The sequence below is a fragment of the Rhodosalinus sp. 5P4 genome, assembly GCF_041365695.1.
Taxonomy (GTDB): Bacteria; Pseudomonadota; Alphaproteobacteria; order Rhodobacterales; family Rhodobacteraceae; genus Rhodosalinus.
In genome coordinates this window covers 351436-366913 of the sequence record NZ_JBGFSJ010000004.1, presented here as the reverse complement: position 1 = coordinate 366913, position 15478 = coordinate 351436, and the positions used below count along the sequence as shown (strand labels likewise).

Genomic DNA, 15478 nt, shown 5'->3' with positions numbered 1-15478 from the left:
CGGATGGCTCTGGCGGAGGGCACGGGCTTGGGGCAGGCCCCGAAAAGGCGCGACGCCGATCTCGTCCTGGGCGAGGACTGGGTCGCGCCCGACGGTACGCTCCGCGATACCCCGCGCGAGCGGCGCGGGCTCCTGTCGTTGCGCCGATCTCCGCTGACCAGGAAGATCATCGTCTTCAACCTGATCGCCCTGAACATCCTCGTCGCGGGCATCCTGTATCTCAATTCCTCCCGTGACAGTCTCGCGCTGCAGAGGGCCGCGGGGCTCGTCGGCGAGGTGGAGCTCGTGGCCGATGTGTTCGAGGCGCAGCTCGGCGCGGATGGGCCGACCTCGCTCGGCGGCGAGGAAGGGCTCGCCCCCCCTCGGACGCTGGACGGGCTCGACCTGCGCCGCGGGGTGGAGGTTTTCGTCTTCGATGAGGCCGGGACCCCGATCGCGCACCGCGAGGGGCAAACCGGGTCGGAACCCCTGCGGCTGCTCCGCGAGGAAGCGGCGCGCACCGTTCTCTCGGACACGCTGTCCCGGCTCTGGGACATGCTGGAGGGGGCCGCGAACCTCGTCGGCGACGCGCCGGTAGTCTCGGTCGAGGCCCAGCTTGGCCCGGCGGTGACTGCGGCGCTTTCGGGACGGACGGTCGTGGAGACGGCGACGGGCACGACCGGCGGCAGCGTCATCACCGTTGCGACCCCCGTGATGCTGGACGGGCGCGCCGTGGGCGTCGTCGCCATGGCGAGCGCGGCCGGCGAGATCGACCAGATGGTGCGCGCGGAGCGCGAGCGCGTGTTGCAGATGTTCGTCGTGGCGATCCTCGTCTCCATCGGCCTGAGCCTCGTGCTGGCGTCGACCATCGCCAACCCGCTCCACGAGCTTGCTGCCGCCGCCGAGATCGGCGACCGGCGGGAACATGGGCGCATGGGCGGGCCGGGCCGCGTGCGCATCCCCGACCTCACCGCGCGCCCCGACGAGATCGGCCGCCTGTCCGGCGCGCTTCGGGGCATGGTCAACGCGCTTTACGAACGGATCGACGCCAACGAGCAATTCGCCGCGGACGTGGCGCACGAGATCAAGAACCCGCTCGCGAGCCTGCGTTCGGCGGTGGGAACGCTGCGCGTGGCCAGCCGCGAGGATCACCGCCAGAAGCTCCTGGACGTGATCGACCATGACGTGCGGCGGCTCGACCGGCTGGTGAGCGACATCTCCAACGCGTCGCGGCTGGACAGCGAGCTTGTGAAGGAAGAGGAAGAGGCCTTCGATCTCTGCAAGATGCTCGACAACCTGGGCCAGTACCTCGGCCAGGAGGCGCGCGCCAAGAACATCGACTTCATCCTCGACCTGCCCGACGAGAAGATCATCGTGCACGGGCTCGAGGCGCGGCTCGCGCAGGTCTTCGTGAACCTCATCACCAACGCCATCAGCTTCTGCCAAGAGGGTGACGCGATCCGGATGTGGGCGCGCCGCCGCGACAACCGCGTGCTCGTGGTGGTGGAGGATACCGGCCCCGGCATCCCGGCCGGCGCCGAGAAAATGATCTTCAAGCGCTTCTACTCGGAGCGGCCCGGGGACGATTTCGGCAACAACTCCGGCCTGGGCCTCGCCATCTCCGAGCAGATCGTGGTTGCCCATGGCGGCGTGATCTGGGCCGAGAACATCCGTCCCACGGAGGCCGACCCGACTTCGGAGCCGCTGGGCGCGCGCTTCGTGGTCGGCCTGCCGATCTGAGCCGTGCCCGACGCCGCCCGCCCTTCCCAAATCGCGGGCGAGGCGTCGCCCGACCCCCGTCCGGAGGAAACGGTGCTGCACGCGGCCTGCATCGCCCTTCAGGGCCGCGCTGCCCTGGTCCTCGGGCGTTCGGGGGCGGGAAAGTCGCGGCTCGCGCTGGAATGCCTCGCGCGGGGTGCGCTGCTTGTGGCGGACGATCGCGTCGTGGTGCGCCGCGCCGGCCCGCATATCGTGGCGGACGCGCCCCCCGCGCTGCGCGGCCTGGTGGAGGCGCGGGGCGTCGGCCTTCTGCACGCGCGGGCGGCCGGGCCCACGCTGCTCGGCCTGCTGGTGGATCTCGACCGCACCGAGACCGCGCGGCTGCCGCCCCTGCGCCGGCGGGATCTTCTTGGCGTGTCCCTGCCGGTGGTTCACAATTCCGAGGCGGGCCATTTTCCGGCCGCGATACTGCAATACCTGACCTGCGGTCGCTTCGCGTGAGGCATATGCCCGTAACAGAGGACATGGAAACCACGTCGATCCCGCGGCAGCGCGTGGTGCTGGTGACCGGGCCCGCTGGCGCGGGCCGCACCACCGCGATCAACGCGCTCGAGGATCTGGGCTACGAGGCGATCGACAACCTGCCGCTCGGATTGCTGCCGCGTCTCTTGTCGGGGCCGCCGCCGCGCCGGCCACTCGCCCTTGGCATCGATGCGCGCAACCGCGATTTCTCGGTCGCGGCCATGCTCGAACTGGCGGACTGGCTTGCCGGGCTGGACGGTGTCGCGGGCGACCTGCTTTATCTCGATTGTCGGCCGGACGTGCTGCTGCGCCGCTACTCGGAGACCCGGCGCCGCCATCCGCTCGCCCCCGCGGAGACGCCGCAGGACGGCATCGCGCGCGAGATCGACCTTCTCGCGCCGGTGCGCGCGCGCGCCGACATCCTCATCGACAGTTCCGAACTTACCCCGCACGAACTTCGCGCGGAGATCCGGCATTGGTGCGCCCCGGAGAACGGCGGGACGCTCGCGGTTTCGGTGCAGTCCTTCTCCTACAAGCGGGGGCTCCCGCCCGGGGCGGATCTTCTTTTCGACTGCCGCTTCCTGGTCAATCCGCACTGGCAGCCGGAGTTGCGCCACCGTGACGGAACCGATCCGGAGGTGGCCGCGCATGTGCGCGCCGATGCGCGATACGCGGCCTTCTTCGGCCGCCTCTGGGACCTGCTCGGCCTCCTTCTCCCGGCCTACGGGGAGGAGGGCAAGGCGCATGTCACCGTCGCCTTCGGCTGCACCGGCGGGCGGCACCGATCCGTCGCGGCGGCCGAGGACATGGCCGCTGCCCTTGCAGAGGCCGGCTGGCCGGTGTCAATAAGGCATCGCGAACTGGAGCGGCAGGACGATCCCGCCGCCGGGCCCGCACCGGAGGGAGCGCCAGCGGCGTGAAACACCCCGTGATCGGCATCGTGATCGTCGCCCATGGCGGGCTTGCGCGGGAATACCTCGCCGCCGTCGAGCACGTGGTGGGTGCGCAGAAAGGCATCCGTGCCATTTCCATCGAGGCCGACCATGACCGCGACGCCAAGCAGCGCGAGATCTGCGCCGCGGCCGACGCGGTGGACGAGGGCGGAGGCGTCGTGATCGTGACCGACATGTTCGGCGGCTCGCCCTCCAATCTGTCGCTGCGCGCCAGCGCGCCGGCCGACCGGCGCATTCTCTACGGCGCCAACCTGCCGATGCTGATCAAGCTGTCCAAGTCGCGCCATCTCGGCCTCGCGGAGGCGGTGCGGGACGCGCTCGAGGCGGGGCGGAAGTATATTGACAGCCAGAACATTTCCCTTGACTAGGCCCAGCCATGCCGAGCGATTGCACCACCCGTGTCCTGAAGATCGTCAACGAGAAGGGGCTGCACGCGCGCGCCTCCGCCAAGCTCGTCGAGGTGGTCGAGGGCTTCGACGCGACGGCGGAGATCAGCCGCGACGGGCACATGGCATCGGGGGACTCGATCATGGGGCTTTTGATGTTGGCAGCCTCCAGGGGAACCTCTATTCAGGTTCAGACGTCCGGACCCGATGCCGTCGCGCTGGCGGACGCGCTGGAGGCTCTGGTGGCCGACCGTTTCGGCGAGGACATGTGAACCGGCAGGGCGAGGGAGGTCCGGCAGTTTGGTTGACAGCTCGCAGCACCGTCCCGTGCTGATGCACAACCGTCCCGATGTCGTGCGGGGGCAGGGCGACGGGTCCAACCTGTCCGACCGCCCCTATGACCGGCGGCGGCTGAGCTATGCCAACACCTTCACCAATCCCCTCCAGGTCCGGACCATCCAGGCGATGGAGTTGCTGACGGGCAAGATGAAGCTTCTGCGCCTCATCCGGACATTCGAGGCGATGGGCGTGCCCTGCGGCCAGGCCTTCTGGAAACAGGCGCTCGACACGATGGGGATCGAGCTCGAGACGCCGCCGGAGGAGATCGCGCGCATTCCCCGGGAGGGGCCGCTCGTCATCACCGCGAACCACCCTCACGGGCTGGTGGACGGCATGGTCCTCGCCGAACTGGTGGGGCGCCGCCGCACCGACTACAAGATTCTCACGCGCTCGCTGCTGACCGGCGTGGGCGAGATCGAGCATTTCATGATCCCGGTGCCCTTCGCCCATGAGGAGGGCGCGCTTCAGCAGAACCTGGAGATGCGCAAACGCGCGATGGCGCATCTGAAGGACGGCGGCGCGATCGTGCTCTTCCCGTCGGGTGTCGTTGCGGCGTCCCGAACCCTGTTCGGCCCGGCCGTCGAGGCGGAGTGGAACCCTTTCACCGCGAAGATGATCCAGCGCTCGGGCGCCCGGGTGCTGCCGGTGTATTTCCCCGGACAGAACTCGCGGTGGTACCAGATGGCCAACCGCATCTCGGCGACGCTGCGGCAGGGGCTGCTTCTGCACGAGGTCGTGCACGCGCTGAACCGTCCGCAAGCGCCCAGGGTGGGCGAGGTGATCGAGCGGGACGAAATCCAGCGCTGGGCCGACAATCCGCGCGGCTTCGTGGCATGGCTGCGCGAGCGCACGCTGTCGGTCGGGCACACCGGAAGCGCGCGGCCGCCCGGGGTCGGGTCCGCCCCGCTGACGCGCCCGGGCACGGCGAACAGCCGCTGAGAAGCGATCAGCGCGTGGGCACCGGCGTCTCGCCGCGGTAGTCGTAGAAGCCGCGCTGCGTCTTGCGGCCCAGCCACCCGGCCTCGACGTATTTCGTGAGCAGCGGGCAGGGCCGGTATTTCGTGTCGGCCAGGCCCTCGTGCAGCACGTTCATGATTGCAAGGCAGGTATCGAGCCCGATGAAGTCGGCCAGCTCGAGCGGCCCCATCGGGTGGTTCGCGCCGAGCTTCATGGACTGGTCGATCGATTCGACGCTGCCGACGCCCTCGTAAAGCGTGTAGACGGCCTCGTTGATCATCGGCATGAGAATGCGGTTGACGATGAAGGCGGGGAAATCCTCCGCCGAGGCCGCGGTCTTGCCAAGCCGGTCGACAACCGTCTTGCAGGCCTTGAACGTCTCCTCGTCGGTGGCGATCCCGCGAATGAGCTCGACAAGCTGCATCACCGGAACCGGGTTCATGAAGTGGAAGCCCATGAACTTCTCCGGCCGGTCGGTGCGGCTGGCGAGCCGGGTGATCGAGATCGAGGAGGTGTTCGAGGTCAGGATCGTTTCCGGCTTGAGATGCGCGTGCAGCGTGTCGAAGATCTTCTGCTTGACCTCCTCGCGCTCTGTCGCGGCCTCGATCACGAGGTCCGTCTGGCCGAGTTCGGTGAGTTCGAGGGTGGGCCGGATCCGGGCGAGCGCGGCGGTCTTCTCCTCGTCGGTGATCTTCCCGCGGGAGACCTGACGCGACAGGTTCCTGTCGATCAGCGCGAGCGCGTCGTCCAGCGCCTCCTGGCTGACATCGTTCAGGAGCACGTCGTACCCGGCGAGCGCCATGACATGCGCGATCCCGTTGCCCATCTGCCCGGCGCCCACGATGCCGACGCTCGCGATTTCCATGCTCACCGCTCCTCTGATCCGGTTCGTGCCGCGCGCCGTCCCGCCGCAGGGCTTTCTGTTGTGCGTGACCATAGGGGCAGCGGGGCCGCTTTGCCAAGTCCGCGCGGGATTCGAAAAGTTTCGGCGAATTGGGCGTTTAGCCGATTGTCAACGGTGCGCCGCGACTCTGCCTGCCGGGTGAGAAGAAAAGTGGTGGGTGTGATGACCTACGCAATGCCGGGCCGCGCAGGGCTCGATTACGCTCCGTATCGTTACGGAAGCTCCAAACTCCTGTTTCGCGGGCCCCGCCGGCCGCCGCCGGACGACTACGTCGCCTGCCTCGGCGGCACGGAGACCTTCGGCAAGTTCGTGCTCCGGCCCTTCCCGGACCTTCTGGAAGAGCCGCTCGGCAAGACCTGTCTCAATTTCGGCGTCGTCAACGCGGGCGTCGACGCCTTCGCGAACGACGCCGCGGTGCTGGAGGCGGCGGCGGGCGCGCGGCTCGCCGTGGTGCAGGTGATGGGCGCGCAAAGCCTCAGCAACCGCTTCTACAGCGTGCATCCGCGCCGGAACGACCGTTTCGTGCGCGTATCGGACCTGATGCGGTCGATCTTCCCGGAGGTGGACTTCACGGAGTTCCATTTCACCGGGCACATGCTGTCGACCGTTGCCGCGCGCTGCCCGAAACGGTTTGCCACCCTCCGCGAAGAGATGCGGACGGCATGGCTTGCAAGGATGCGCACGCTAATCGAGCGGATCGGGGCGCCTGTCGTGCTTCTGTGGTTCGCGGAGCATTCGCCTGACACCTTTCCGATCCGGACGGTGGAGGTCCGCGCGCCGGAACCGCTCTTCGTGACGCGCGCGATGGTCGAAGCCCTGCGGCCCGCCGTCGCCACCGTGGTGGAGGTCGCGGCGAGCGAAGCCGCCCGCGCCGACGGCACGGAGGGCATGGTGTTCCGCGACGTGGAGGCCCCGGCGGCGCGGGGGCTGCCCGGGCCGCGCGCCCACGCCGAGGCCGCCGAGGCGCTGGCGCCGGTCCTGCGCGGGCTGCTGGATCGCTGAAACGAAAAGGCCCGCCACTGCGGGCGGGCCTTCGCGTTCCGTCCGGCTCCGCCGGTCAGCCGAGCTTTTCGGTGAGTTCCGGCAGCGCCTCGAACAGGTCCGCGACGAGGCCGTAGTCGGCGACCTGGAAGATCGGCGCTTCCTCGTCCTTGTTGATGGCGACGATGACCTTCGAGTCCTTCATGCCCGCGAGGTGCTGGATCGCCCCCGAGATGCCCACGGCGATGTAGAGCTCGGGCGCGACCACCTTGCCGGTCTGCCCGACCTGCCAGTCGTTCGGGGCAAAGCCCGAGTCCACCGCGGCGCGGCTTGCGCCCACCGCCGCGTTGAGCCTGTCGGCAAGCTTCTCGATGAGGGCGAAATCCTCCTGGCTGCCAACGCCGCGACCGCCGGAGACGACGACGCCGGCCGAGGTCAGTTCGGGGCGGTCGCTTTCCGCCACCTTGTCCTCGACCCATTCCGACAGCGCCGGATCGGCCGCGGCGCCGATGGTCTCGACGGGCGCGGAGTTGCCGGCGCCGGCGGCGTCGAAGGTCGAGGTCCGGACGGACAGGACCTTCTTCGCATCGGAGGACTTCACCGTCTGGATCGCGTTTCCGGCGTAGATCGGGCGCTCGAACGTGTCGCCGTCCACCACCTTCGTGATGTCGGTGATGACCATGACGTCAAGCAGCGCCGCGATGCGGGGCAGGATGTTCTTGGCGTCGGTGGTCGCGGGGGCCACGACGTGGTCGTAGTCCTTCGCCAGCTCCGCCACGAGCGCGGCGACCGGCTCGGCCAGGCGGTGGCCGTAAAGCGCGTCCTCGGCGCAGAGCACCTTGGCGACGCCGTCGATCTTCGCCGCCTCGGCCGCGGCGTCCGCCGCGCTCGCGCCGCAGGCCAGGATCGTCACCTCGCCCAGCTCCTTCGCGGCGGTCGCCGCCTTCGCGGTGGCGTCGAACGCGAGCGCCCCGTCGTTGATCTCGGCAATCAGCAGAACCGCCATCACACCACCCCCGCTTCCTTGAGTTTCGACACGAGCTCGTCGACCGAGCCCACCATCTCGCCGGCCTTGCGCGTCTCGGGCTCGCTGGTCTTGATGACCTCGAGCCGTGGCGCGACGTCCACGCCGTAATCCGCGGCCGTCTTCTCCTCGAGCGGCTTCTTCTTCGCCTTCATGATGTTGGGAAGCGAGGCATAGCGCGGCTCGTTGAGGCGCAGGTCGGTGGAGATGATGGTCGGCAGCTTGACCTTCAGGGTCTGAAGGCCACCGTCCACCTCACGGGTGACGACCGCGTGGTCGCCCTCGATCCCGACCTCGTTGGCGTACATCGCCTGGCTCCAGCCCAGAAGCGCGGCCAGCATCTGCCCGGTGGCGTTCATGTCGTTGTCGATCGCCTGCTTGCCGCAGAGCACGAGGCCCGGCTGCTCTTCCTCCACGACCCTGGCCAGAAGCTTGGCCACGGCGAGCGGCTCGATATCCTGGTGCACGTCGTCCGCGGCGACGATCAGGATGGCGCGGTCGGCGCCCATGGCGAGCGCGGTGCGCAGCGTCTCCTGCGCCTGCTTCACGCCGATCGACACGGCGATCACCTCTTCGGCCTTGCCGGCCTCCTTGAGGCGGATCGCCTCTTCCACCGCGATCTCGTCGAACGGGTTCATGGACATCTTGACGTTGGCGAGATCGACGCCGCTGCCGTCCGCCTTGACGCGGACCTTGACGTTGTAGTCGATCACGCGCTTCACCGGCACGAGTACCTTCATCCGCGTGGTTCTCCCTATCGTTTCGGCGCCGACGACGACGGCGCGGTGCACGTTCCCTGAGGGTGATATATTTTCGTTCTGGCGGGAAACAGGGCAAAATCGTCACGCCGGCGTCGAAGAACGTCGCGTTTTTCATTTCGCGGGACCTCACGCGGTCCGGCGACCGGGTGCGGCGCTGCCGCTCCGCCCCATGGCCGCCGGATGCCCGGGGCCGCGCCGCGGGCGGCGCCGTCACGGCGGCACTGCCGGAACATCCGCTTTTCCGGGCGCGCCGGGCCGGCCGGATCGAGGCGCCGTCCGGACGGCACTTTCCGGGCCCGGAAACCTGCCTTCCGGCGGCGCGCGATCCGGACCGCAGGTGCGGCACTCTGTCACGCCGGCCGAACGGCCCGGGACAGCGTGCGGCCCGAAGCCCGCAACGCGGGGTCATCTTGGCCGCGGTCAGGTCGCGATGGCGTCTCCGGGCCCGGGGAGGGCGGGCGCCCGTCGGCGCTCGCCGTCAGCGGTTCGCCCCGGGAACCCACAGGACGTCGGCGCGCCCGTCGTCGTTGGCGATCCGGGCCGCGACGAAGAACCAGTCCGACAGGCGGTTGAGGTATGTCACCGCCGCGGGGTTCACCTGCTCCATCGTGGCAAGTTCCACCGAAAGCCGCTCTGCCCGGCGCGCGACCGTGCGGCACAGGTGCAGATGCGCCGCGAGCGCGGAGCCCCCCGGCAGCACGAAGCTGCGCAGCGGCTCCAGCTTCTCGTTCATCGCATCGATCTCGGCCTCGAGGCGCTGCGTCTGGGCATCGACCATGCGCAGGCGCGGGTATTCGGCCTCGTGATCGCGGTCCATGTCGGGGCAGCAGAGATCCGCGCCAAGATCGAAAAGGTCGTTCTGGATGCGCGACAGCGCCGCGTCCACCTCGCCCTCGGCGTGAAGCCGGGCCAGCCCGACCACGGCGTTCAACTCGTCCGCGGTGCCATAGGTGTCCACACGCGGCGCGTGCTTGGCCACCCGCGCGCCGTCGCCCAGCGCGGTTTCCCCGGCGTCGCCCGTCTTCGTGTAGATCTTGTTGAGAACGACCATGCGCTCAGCCTCCCGTTCCGCGTAGCCAGATGAAGAGAAGAATCGCCAGAACCGCGACGAACTGCACCCCGACGCGCCAGCGCATCAGCCGGTTCGAGTGCTTGCGGTTGAACTCGCCGCCTTTCGCGAAGCCGCCGACCCCGGTGGCGAGGATCACGACCACCGCGAGAAGCAGCAGCAGGATCACGATGAAAAGCGGATCACTTGCCATGGCGGCGGTCCTTTCACTGGCGTTGCGGGCCACATAGCGGAGTGCCGCGCAAAAGCGAACCTCGAATCAGGGCTTTCCTAGCCCTTCGCAAGCAGCCGATCCAGCGCACGGGTCGGCAGCGCGCGCCGGAGCGCGGCCGCGATGTGGGTGGGGGTCGTCACATGGTAGCGGGGCGCGGGCTTCGGGCTCTCCAGCGCATGGATCAGCTTCCTCGTCACTGCCGAGGGCGGCAGTTCGAAGCGGTCGGGCCCCCGCGCCTGGTAGAGGCGCTTGAGCAGGGTCGCGCGGTACTGCGCCGCCCTCGGCGAGGCTTCCCAGTCCACCCAGCGCTCGAAATGGGGAATCGCGTTCTGGCGGATGCGGGAGGTCACGGGTCCCGGCTCGATCAGCACGACATGGATACCCGTGCCGCGCATCTCGATGCGCAACGTGTCCGTCAGCCCTTCCAGCGCGAACTTGGTGGCGTTGTAGGCGCCGCGCCAGGGCGCGACGACGAGCCCGAGCACCGAGGAGCACTGCACGATCCGGCCGTGCCCCTGCGCCCGCATGGCGGGGATCACCCGCCGCGTCAGCTCGTGCCAGCCGAAGAAGTTCGCCTCGAAGACGGCGCGCAGCGCGTCGGTGGGCAGATCCTCCACCGCGCCGGGCATGGCGTGCGCCCCGTTGTTGAAAAGCGCGTCGAGCCGGCCGCCCGTGGCGTCGAGCACCGCATCCAGTGCGGCGGCGATCGACCCGGTGTCCGTGTAGTCGAGCTGCACGGTCTCGAGCCCTTCCTCGGCGAGGCGCGTGCAATCGCGCTGCTGCCGGCAGGCCGCGAAGACGCGCCAGCCGCGCGCCGCGAGGGCGTGCGCCGCATCGTATCCGATGCCCGACGAGCAGCCGGTGATCAGGATGGTTCGCGCGCTCATGGCCCCGAGGCGTAGGCTGCGCGCGGGGCGCGCGCAAGCGGATCAGGCGTCGGTCTTCTCGAGAAGCGCGGCCGCCATCCAGCCGACCCGCCCCGTCGTCTCCACGCGCAGCTTCACCCAGCCTTCGCCGGGATCGCTCAGAACCTCGACCCGTTCGCCGCGCGACAGCCGCGCGAGCACGCTGTAGGACGTGCCGGGGCCGTTGCGCATGTTGACCGCTGCGCCCGCGACCCTGCGCATGTCTGCTGGCGGTGCGGCCAGCGGCGCCGGCCCGGCAGGCCCCGCCGATGTGACCGGAAGCACCGGGTCGGAAAAGAGCGAGGCGCCCGCGACGGCCCCGGGCGTTTCCGCCCGCGCCGGCGCCGCGGCCTCCTCGGGCGCCGGATCGCGGGCCGCTGCCAGGGTGACGCCGAAGGCGTCGTTCCCAAGCGCGGCGGTTTCCACCGCCCCGTCCCCATCCTGCGCGATCTCGACGGACGCCGCTGGTGGCGAAACGGCACGCGCGACATCCTGGCCGGGCTCTCGCGCCGGGGCCTGAAGCGTGCCTTCGCGCGGCGCGTAGTCGCTCCCGCCGCTCAACTCGTAGAAAGCCCACCCCAGCATGGCGAAGGTGAGCAGCATGAACCGCCGCATGGCGACACCCCCCGAACCCTTGTTACCCCTTACGTCGCGCTTGGCAGCAAATTGACGCAGCAAAAACGTTAACAGATTCCCTAACGTCAACGGAGTCCAAAAAACGGGCTTTCGGCATCGCCGGCGCGGCTACGCTTTGACCGGGCCTCCCGGCGCCGCTATCACCGCCGCATGAACGATCATCCCGAAGATCCCGGCGCGCCCGCGCCCCTGTCGGCGGAGCCCCTGCGGCGCGCGCTGGGCGAGCGTTACCTGACCTACGCGCTCTCGACGATCATGCACCGCGCCCTGCCGGACGCGCGCGACGGGTTGAAGCCCGTGCACCGGCGGATCCTCTACGCCATGCGCGAGCTGCGGCTGGCGCCAGGCGGGGGCTTCCGCAAGTCGGCGAAGATTTCCGGCGACGTGATGGGCAACTACCACCCCCACGGCGACGCGGCGATCTATGACGCGATGGCGCGCCTCGCCCAGCCCTTCGCCATGCGCTATCCGCTCGTGGACGGGCAGGGCAATTTCGGCTCGATCGACGGCGACAACCCCGCCGCCCCGCGCTACACCGAGGCGCGCATGACCGTCTTCGCCGAGGCGCTGCTCGACGGTCTGGGCGAGGACGCGGTCGATTTCCGCGACAACTACGACGGCACGTTGCAGGAACCGGTGGTGCTGCCCGCCGCCTTCCCCAACCTGCTGGCCAACGGCGCCTCCGGCATCGCGGTGGGCATGGCCACCAACATCCCGCCCCACAACCTCTCGGAGCTGATCGACGCCTGCCTTCACCTGATCAAGGCGCCCGACGCGCGGGACGACACCCTGCTGAACCACATTCCCGGCCCCGACTTTCCGACCGGCGGCGTGATCGTGGAGCCCGCGGAGAGCATCGCGCAGGCCTACCGCACCGGCCGCGGCGGGTTCCGTCTGCGCGCCCGGTGGCAGAAGGAGGATCTCGGCCGCGGGCAGTGGCAGATCGTCGTCACCGAGATCCCCTACCAGGTTCCGAAATCGAAACTGATCGAGAAGATCGCGGAGCTTATCCAGACCCGGAAGGTCCCGCCGCTCGCCGATATCCGGGACGAGAGCGCCGAGGACGTGCGCGTTGTGCTCGAGCCGCGCTCGCGCAACGTGGACCCCGAGGTGCTGATGGGCCTGCTGTTCCGCAGCTCGGACCTCGAGACCCGCGTTCCGCTCAACATGAACGTGCTCGTGGACGGCCTGACCCCGAAGGTGTGCTCGCTCAAGGAGGTGCTGCGCGCCTTCCTCGATCACCGCCGCGACGTGCTGGTCCGGCGCTCGCGCCACCGGCTGGCCAGGATCGACCACCGGCTCGAAGTGCTGGAAGGGTTCCTTCTGGCCTTCCTGAACCTCGATCGCGTGATCGAGATCATCCGCTACGACGACGCGCCCAAGGCGGCGATGATGTACGAGGACTGGTCGCGCGCGCATCAGGCGACGCTGACGCGGGCGGCATCGGAGGCGGAGTATCGCTCTCCGCTGGCCGGGGTGGACCGCGCCACGCTCGAGGCGGTGCCCGACCCGGACGCGCCGCCCGATGAAGAGACGCCGAAGCGCTTCCCCGACCGGGAGCTGTCGGACGTACAGGCCGAGGCGATCCTCAACATGCGGCTGCGCAGCCTCCGCCGGCTCGAAGAGATGGAGCTGACGGCAGAGCGCGACCGGCTGATGGAGGAGCGCGCGGCGCTCGAGGACCTGCTCGAGGACGAGGGCGTGCAATGGGCGCGCATCGCCGAGGAGTTGCGCGAGACGAAGAAGCGTTTCGGCCGGGAATGGCCGGGCGGGGCGCGGCGCACCGGCTTCGCCGAGGCGACCGAGGCCGGGGACGTGCCGATCGAGGCGATGATCGAGCGTGAACCGATCACGGTCGTCTGCTCGCAAATGGGCTGGATCCGCGCGCTTTCGGGTCACGTGGACCTCAACCGCGAGCTCAAGTTCAAGGACGGGGACGGCCCGCGCTTCATCTTCCACGCCGAGACGACGGACCGCCTTCTGCTCTTCGGCTCGAACGGGCGGTTCTACACGCTGTCGGCGGCGGGCCTGCCGGGCGGGCGCGGCATGGGAGAGCCCGTGCGCCTGATGGTCGATCTGCCCAACGAGGCCGAAATCGTGTCGCTGATGATCCATCGCCCGGGTGCGCGGCTGCTGGTCGCCTCTTCGGCCGGGGACGGGTTCCTCGTGCCGGAGGACGAGGTGCTCGCCCAGACGCGCGCCGGCAAGCAGGTGCTCAACGTGCGCGGCCCGGCGACGGCGCGGGTCTGTGCGCGGGTCGCGGGAGACGCGGTCGCGGTGGTGGGCGACAATCGCAAGATGCTCGTCTTCGACATCGAGGAGCTGCCCGAGATGACGCGCGGCAAGGGCGTGCGCCTTCAGAAATACAAGGACGGCGGCCTGTCGGACGCGACGACCTTCGCGCGCGAGGCGGGGCTTTCGTGGCACGATCCGGCGGGTCGAACCCGGACCGAGACCGATCTCGCCGAGTGGACCGCGAAGCGTGCCTCGGCCGGTCGCATGGCGCCCCGGGGTTTTCCGCGCGACAATCGCTTCAACTGACCGGTCGCCTCGACGGGCCGGCCGCGCGTCCGCCTTGCGTCGCGCCCACCGGGCCGGAGGGAGCCCGGACGCGTCGCCGCGCCGCGGGGCCTTTTCGCCCGGCCAACGATGTCAGGCGAGCGGCTCCGCCTCGAGCCAGACGCCGCCTTCCGGCCGGAGGGTCAGGATCATGACCGGGCGCGGATCGCGGCCCGCGACCGGCGTGAAGCGGAACCGCGCGAGCAGCGTGGCGAGGATGATCACCGCCTCCTGAATGGCGAAGCTCGCCCCGATGCAGATGCGCGGGCCGTCGCCGAAGGGCAGGTAGCTGAAACGCCGGATCGCCTTGCGATCGGCGAAACGCTCGGGCCGGAAGGCGTCCGGCGCCTCCCAGAGAAGGCGGTGACGGTGGAGCGCGTAGGCCGGGATCATCACCGTGTCGCCCGGGCGGATCTCGCGGCCGCAAAGCCGATCCTCGACCTGCGCGGTGCGCGAGAACACCGCCGCGGGCGGGTAGAGGCGCAGCGCCTCCTCGCAGATCTGGCGGATGTAGGGCAGCCGCTCCACATCCGCGGCGCCGGCGGCGCGCGCACCCAGAACCGCGGCCGCCTCTTCCTGAGCGCGCGCCTGCACGCGCCTGTCGAAGGCGCAGAGATAGAGCGACCATGCAAGGGTCAGCGCCGTCGTCTCGTGGCCCGCCACGATGAAGGTCAGCAGGTTGTCGCGCAGCTCGGCGTCGGACATGCGCCGCCCGGTCTCGGCATCCTCTCCGGCGCGGAGCAGGTCGAGAAGATCGGGCGTCGATGACGGCCCGCGAGCCTCCCGCGCGGCGACGACCCGGTCGGCCATCGCCTTCATGTCGCGCGTCGCCGGGTCGAAGGCCACGCGCCCGGGCCGGGGCACCCAGTCCGGGGCGCCGATCACGTCGAGAAAGGAGATCTTCCCGGATTCGGTGACGTAGGCGTCGATGGCGGCGTGCACGGCCGCGCGGTCGAAGCCCTCGCCATCGGCGAAGGTCACCGTCGAGATCACGTCGAAGGTGGCCGCCACCATCTCGTCGTAGACGTTGACGGCGCGCCGCCCGGCCGCGGCGCCGATCCGGTGGGTGGCGCGCTCCGCCGCCTCGGTCATCACGGGGGCGAGGCTCGTCACGTTGCGGTGCGAGAAGGCCGGCGCCGCCGCGCGGCGCTGCCAGCGCCAGTGCGCGCCTTCCGCGATGAAGAGGCTCTCTCCGATGGCGGGGCGCAGCAGGCTCTTGGTCACGTCCGATTTCGGGTAGTCGTCCAGCCGCTCGACCAGGACGCGGCGCAGCGCGCCCGGGTCCATGACCATGTGCCAGCGCGTGCCGGTCTTGCCCGACACGACGGGCTGCCGCGTGGCGACCTCGGGGATGATCTCCACGATGTTGCGCCGCGCGGCCGCGAGGCTCGCGAAAAGGCCGAGCGGCCGTGTGCCGAGGGCGACGCGGACGGGTAGTTCGCTCGATGTGGAGGTCGGACCGGTCACGCGCATCTCCCCTCGACTGCTCCTGCGATATAGGCGCCGCGCCGCGGCGGGCAAAACGGCCGGACAATTGCATGCCCGGGCGCGCTGGGCTATCCGGGGGCCG

16 protein-coding genes are annotated in these 15478 nt (G+C 69.8%); 8 read left to right on the top strand and 8 right to left on the bottom strand.

All coding sequences use genetic code 11. From position 1 onward, the window contains the following. Positions 1-3 precede the first annotated feature (3 nt). The 6 genes from AB6A69_RS09715 (at position 4) to AB6A69_RS09690 (ending at position 4837) form a co-directional block, all read left to right on the top strand. The gene (locus tag AB6A69_RS09715) at positions 4-1719 is read left to right on the top strand and encodes a sensor N-terminal transmembrane domain-containing protein (RefSeq protein WP_371060603.1); all 1716 of its coding nucleotides are present in this window, start codon (positions 4-6) and stop codon (positions 1717-1719) included. 72 nt (positions 1720-1791) lie between these two features. Beyond that, complete coding sequence (locus AB6A69_RS09710) at positions 1792-2199, top strand: HPr kinase/phosphorylase (RefSeq protein ID WP_371060602.1); 408 nt, start codon at positions 1792-1794, stop codon at positions 2197-2199. A 23-nt stretch (positions 2200-2222) separates the two neighbouring features. Further along, a complete protein-coding gene (gene rapZ / locus AB6A69_RS09705; RefSeq protein WP_371060601.1) occupies positions 2223-3140 on the top strand; it encodes an RNase adapter RapZ in 918 nt (305 codons plus the stop codon). A gap of 8 nt (positions 3141-3148) precedes the next feature. Then, positions 3149-3541 (top strand): PTS sugar transporter subunit IIA, encoded by a 393-nt coding sequence (locus AB6A69_RS09700; protein ID WP_371039127.1) that lies wholly within the window; start codon positions 3149-3151, stop codon positions 3539-3541. 8 nt (positions 3542-3549) lie between these two features. Further along, positions 3550-3831 (top strand): HPr family phosphocarrier protein, encoded by a 282-nt coding sequence (locus AB6A69_RS09695; protein ID WP_371039037.1) that lies wholly within the window; start codon positions 3550-3552, stop codon positions 3829-3831. A gap of 61 nt (positions 3832-3892) precedes the next feature. Next, on the top strand, positions 3893-4837 hold the full coding sequence (locus AB6A69_RS09690; RefSeq protein WP_371060709.1) for a lysophospholipid acyltransferase family protein: 945 nt from the start codon (positions 3893-3895) through the stop codon (positions 4835-4837). Positions 4838-4844: 7 nt separating this feature from the next. On the opposite strand, the gene AB6A69_RS09685 is transcribed toward AB6A69_RS09690, so the two are convergent. Continuing rightward, the gene (locus AB6A69_RS09685) at positions 4845-5720 is read right to left on the bottom strand and encodes a 3-hydroxybutyryl-CoA dehydrogenase (RefSeq protein ID WP_371039036.1); all 876 of its coding nucleotides are present in this window, start codon (positions 5718-5720) and stop codon (positions 4845-4847) included. A 201-nt stretch (positions 5721-5921) separates the two neighbouring features. Between AB6A69_RS09685 and AB6A69_RS09680 the strand changes: the two genes are divergently transcribed. Next, entirely contained in the window at positions 5922-6761 is an 840-nt protein-coding gene (locus AB6A69_RS09680) for a DUF6473 family protein (protein ID WP_371060600.1), read from the top strand. A gap of 55 nt (positions 6762-6816) precedes the next feature. Here the strand turns inward: AB6A69_RS09680 and AB6A69_RS09675 are convergent, their stop codons facing one another. The 6 genes from AB6A69_RS09675 to AB6A69_RS09650 form a co-directional block, all read right to left on the bottom strand. Next, positions 6817-7746: an electron transfer flavoprotein subunit alpha/FixB family protein gene (locus tag AB6A69_RS09675; protein WP_371056149.1), complete on the bottom strand. Its 930-nt coding sequence runs from the start codon at positions 7744-7746 to the stop codon at positions 6817-6819. Continuing rightward, on the bottom strand, positions 7746-8504 hold the full coding sequence (locus AB6A69_RS09670) for an electron transfer flavoprotein subunit beta/FixA family protein (protein WP_371060599.1): 759 nt from the start codon (positions 8502-8504) through the stop codon (positions 7746-7748). The genes AB6A69_RS09675 and AB6A69_RS09670 overlap by 1 nt, the downstream gene beginning before the upstream one ends. Before the next feature lie 499 nt (positions 8505-9003). Further along, entirely contained in the window at positions 9004-9576 is a 573-nt protein-coding gene (locus tag AB6A69_RS09665; RefSeq protein WP_371039032.1) for a cob(I)yrinic acid a,c-diamide adenosyltransferase, read from the bottom strand. A gap of 4 nt (positions 9577-9580) precedes the next feature. Further along, positions 9581-9787: a twin transmembrane helix small protein gene (locus tag AB6A69_RS09660; RefSeq protein ID WP_371039031.1), complete on the bottom strand. Its 207-nt coding sequence runs from the start codon at positions 9785-9787 to the stop codon at positions 9581-9583. Positions 9788-9864: 77 nt separating this feature from the next. Then, positions 9865-10695, bottom strand: coding sequence for an SDR family oxidoreductase (locus tag AB6A69_RS09655; RefSeq protein WP_371060598.1), 831 nt, complete (start codon positions 10693-10695; stop codon positions 9865-9867). A 42-nt stretch (positions 10696-10737) separates the two neighbouring features. Continuing rightward, positions 10738-11316 carry an SH3 domain-containing protein gene (locus tag AB6A69_RS09650; RefSeq protein WP_371060597.1) on the bottom strand — a complete coding sequence of 193 codons (579 nt, stop codon included), beginning with the start codon at positions 11314-11316 and terminating at the stop codon, positions 10738-10740. Between the two features lie 183 nt (positions 11317-11499). On the opposite strand from AB6A69_RS09650, the gene AB6A69_RS09645 reads away from it, so the two are divergent. After that, on the top strand, positions 11500-13890 hold the full coding sequence (locus tag AB6A69_RS09645) for a DNA topoisomerase IV subunit A (protein ID WP_371060596.1): 2391 nt from the start codon (positions 11500-11502) through the stop codon (positions 13888-13890). A 111-nt stretch (positions 13891-14001) separates the two neighbouring features. Here AB6A69_RS09645 and AB6A69_RS09640 read toward each other — a convergent pair whose 3' ends face one another. Beyond that, entirely contained in the window at positions 14002-15375 is a 1374-nt protein-coding gene (locus AB6A69_RS09640; protein ID WP_371060595.1) for a cytochrome P450, read from the bottom strand. Positions 15376-15478 lie beyond the last annotated feature (103 nt).

Coding starts and splice junctions, on each gene's coding strand:
- AB6A69_RS09715 (WP_371060603.1), top strand. CDS start 4: ATGGCTCTGGCGGAGGGCACGGGCTTGGGGCAGGCCCCGAAAAGGCGC.
- AB6A69_RS09675 (WP_371056149.1), bottom strand. CDS start 7,746: ATGGCGGTTCTGCTGATTGCCGAGATCAACGACGGGGCGCTCGCGTTC.
- AB6A69_RS09670 (WP_371060599.1), bottom strand. CDS start 8,504: ATGAAGGTACTCGTGCCGGTGAAGCGCGTGATCGACTACAACGTCAAG.
- AB6A69_RS09680 (WP_371060600.1), top strand. CDS start 5,922: ATGACCTACGCAATGCCGGGCCGCGCAGGGCTCGATTACGCTCCGTAT.
- AB6A69_RS09650 (WP_371060597.1), bottom strand. CDS start 11,316: ATGCTGCTCACCTTCGCCATGCTGGGGTGGGCTTTCTACGAGTTGAGC.
- rapZ (WP_371060601.1), top strand. CDS start 2,223: ATGGAAACCACGTCGATCCCGCGGCAGCGCGTGGTGCTGGTGACCGGG.
- AB6A69_RS09660 (WP_371039031.1), bottom strand. CDS start 9,787: ATGGCAAGTGATCCGCTTTTCATCGTGATCCTGCTGCTGCTTCTCGCG.
- AB6A69_RS09690 (WP_371060709.1), top strand. CDS start 3,893: ATGCACAACCGTCCCGATGTCGTGCGGGGGCAGGGCGACGGGTCCAAC.
- AB6A69_RS09695 (WP_371039037.1), top strand. CDS start 3,550: ATGCCGAGCGATTGCACCACCCGTGTCCTGAAGATCGTCAACGAGAAG.
- AB6A69_RS09645 (WP_371060596.1), top strand. CDS start 11,500: ATGAACGATCATCCCGAAGATCCCGGCGCGCCCGCGCCCCTGTCGGCG.
- AB6A69_RS09665 (WP_371039032.1), bottom strand. CDS start 9,576: ATGGTCGTTCTCAACAAGATCTACACGAAGACGGGCGACGCCGGGGAA.
- AB6A69_RS09685 (WP_371039036.1), bottom strand. CDS start 5,720: ATGGAAATCGCGAGCGTCGGCATCGTGGGCGCCGGGCAGATGGGCAAC.
- AB6A69_RS09655 (WP_371060598.1), bottom strand. CDS start 10,695: ATGAGCGCGCGAACCATCCTGATCACCGGCTGCTCGTCGGGCATCGGA.